This is a genomic window from Streptomyces misionensis (assembly GCF_007896895.1).
GTDB classification, from domain to species: domain Bacteria; phylum Actinomycetota; class Actinomycetes; order Streptomycetales; family Streptomycetaceae; genus Streptomyces; species Streptomyces misionensis_A.
Genome location: NZ_VOGW01000085.1, coordinates 20,386 through 22,588, shown reverse-complemented (window position 1 = coordinate 22,588; position 2,203 = coordinate 20,386). Strand labels below are relative to the sequence as shown.

Below are 2,203 nucleotides of genomic sequence, written 5' to 3'. Positions count from 1 at the left end.
GGTGCTGGTCAGATGCGGCATGCCGCCTCCATCCAGATGTCGGCCAGGGACTCCTCCAGGTTGATCCGGGGCCGCCAGCCGAGCCGGTCGCGCGCGGTGCGGACATCGGCCTGCTGCCAGCTGCCGCAGCCGTCCGGGTACGGGAACGCCGCCGGGGCGGTGGGCTCGGCCTCGCCCCGCGGATGGCCGAGGGCGCCGCGCAGCGGGCCGGGCGGCCCGTCGAGTTCGTGCAGGGCGCCGCCGTAGCCGGCCACGCGGGCGAGGAGGCCGGCGGCGTCCCGCAGCCGCACGGCCCGCCCGGAACCGATGTTGATCACGCCCTGGGCGGCGGAGAGGGAGGCGGCGTGCACGGCGCGTGCGACGTCGCGCACGTCCACGAAGTCGCGCTGGATGCCGAGGCCCGCGAGCTTCAGCTCGCCGTCACCGGCCTGCATGGCGCGGCGCATCGCCTCGGCGAGCCGGCCCAGCGGGGAGCCGGCCGGGGTGCCGGGGCCCGCGGGTGAGAAGACCCGCAGCACGACGGCGTCGAGGCCGGAGCCGAGGACGAGTTCGGTGGCGGCGAGCTTGCTCACGCCGTACGGGCCGCCGGGGCGCGGTACGGCGTCCTCGGCGGTGGAGGAGCCGGGCTGGCTGGGCCCGTACTCGGCCCCGCAGCCGATCTGCACCAGCCGGGCCCCGCAGCCGCTGCGGCGCAGGGCCTCGCAGACGGTGGCCACGGCGACGGTGTTGTGCCGGGTCAGTTCCCGCGCCCCGCCGCGGGTGGCGCCCGCGCAGTTGATCACGACGCCCGGGTGGACCGCGTCCAGGAACCGGGTCAGCGCCCCGGGGCTGCCGGTCGCGAGGTCGAACCGGACGTCCGCGTCGTCCCCCCGCCCGAGCGCGGTGAGCTGGACGGCGGGGTCGGCGAGCAGCCGCTCGGCGACGAACCGGCCGAGGTATCCGTTGGCACCGATCAGCAGGACCCTCATCGGGCGGCTCCGGGGGTGCCGGCGGGTGCGGTGGGTTCGGGGACTTTCCGGTGGGAGGTGAGCATGTCGGGTTCTCCTTCGACGGGGTCTTGCCAGTGGCTTGTGGGGGCGCTCACTCGGGGTCCGCGACGGGTGCGTGGGCCGAGGCCCGGGTGAGGGTGCGGCCGACGTGGAGCAGCAGGGTCAGTGCCGCGATGCCGCAGGCGAGGGCCGGTACGGCGGCCTCGCCCCAGGTGTCCACGAGCATCCGGACGGGTGTCGCCAGGAAGCCGCAGTGGGGCAGCCGGCCGGCCAGGGGCAGCGCCAGGGCCGCCGCCTCGGTGACCGCCGCGGCGGCCTGCACGAGGGCGGGGGCGCGCCGGTGGCGGTGCACGGTGAGCAGGCGCGCGAGCAGGAGCAGGGCGCCGAGGGTGAGCGCCTGCGGGCGGGCCGCGGGTTCGCCGAGGACCGCGCCGCACAGTGCGAGCAGTGCGGCGAGCGCGCCGAGGAACAGGGTGAACGTGCCGTACAGCAGGGGTCGTACCGCCGCCGTGAAGTCCTCCAGGCCCCGGCTGCCGGCCAGCCTGCGGCGGGCGCCCGCGGCGAGCAGGTGCGCGCACCAGGCCGCCGGGGCGACGGCCAGGGCGAGGGCGAGCGCGGGCGCGAGGGCCGTGGGCCAGCCGCCGTCCGGGGTGCCGTCGGGCAGGGTGTCGGGGCCGCCGGTCAGCACGTTGTGCAGCAGGCCGTCGCCGAACAGCGCGTAGCCGAGCAGCCAGAGGGTCCAGGCGCGGGGACCTGGCGGACCGGCGAGGGGCCCGGTGCGCAGTGCGGCGCGGACGGCGAGGGCCACGGCGAGGAGACCGGCGACGGCCACCAGGAGGCGGGGGTGGCCCTGGGTGAGGCGCAGGGCGGCGATGGTGGCCGCGGCGACGGCGCCGGGCAGCGGGGCCGACAGGGCCCAGCGGGCGCGGATCCGGGGCACGGGCAGCGGCGGCTCGGGCTCCGGGCGTGACGCGCCGGTGCGCGGCACGCGCGCGTACAGCTCTTCGGCCAGCGAGAACACGTCGCGGTGCCGGAAGCGGGCGGCGGTGCGGTCGGTGATCCCCTCCGCCTCCAGCCCGGCCGCGATCTCCAGCGGATCCACGGCCCGCTCGCACAGGTCCCGGTGCCGGTGCAGCAGCGCCTTGACGGGATCGACGACGCCCGGCCCGGGGGCCGGTGCGCGACCGCCGTCGGCTCCACGCGCCACCGGCTCG

General features: G+C 78.2%; 2 protein-coding genes. Both read right to left on the bottom strand.

All coding sequences use genetic code 11. The features are described from left to right. Positions 1 to 8: 8 nt before the first annotated feature. The gene (locus FRZ03_RS14680) at positions 9 to 968 is read right to left on the bottom strand and encodes an NAD-dependent epimerase/dehydratase family protein (protein ID WP_146465596.1); all 960 of its coding nucleotides are present in this window, start codon (positions 966 to 968) and stop codon (positions 9 to 11) included. 112 nt (positions 969 to 1,080) lie between these two features. Further along, positions 1,081 to 2,196 (bottom strand): hypothetical protein, encoded by a 1,116-nt coding sequence (locus FRZ03_RS14675; protein ID WP_146465595.1) that lies wholly within the window; start codon positions 2,194 to 2,196, stop codon positions 1,081 to 1,083. Positions 2,197 to 2,203: the final 7 nt, after the last annotated feature.

Bases quoted from the DNA above. Each gene is read 5' to 3' on its own strand.
- FRZ03_RS14680 (WP_146465596.1), bottom strand. From the start codon at position 968: ATGAGGGTCCTGCTGATCGGTGCCAACGGATACCTCGGCCGGTTCGTC.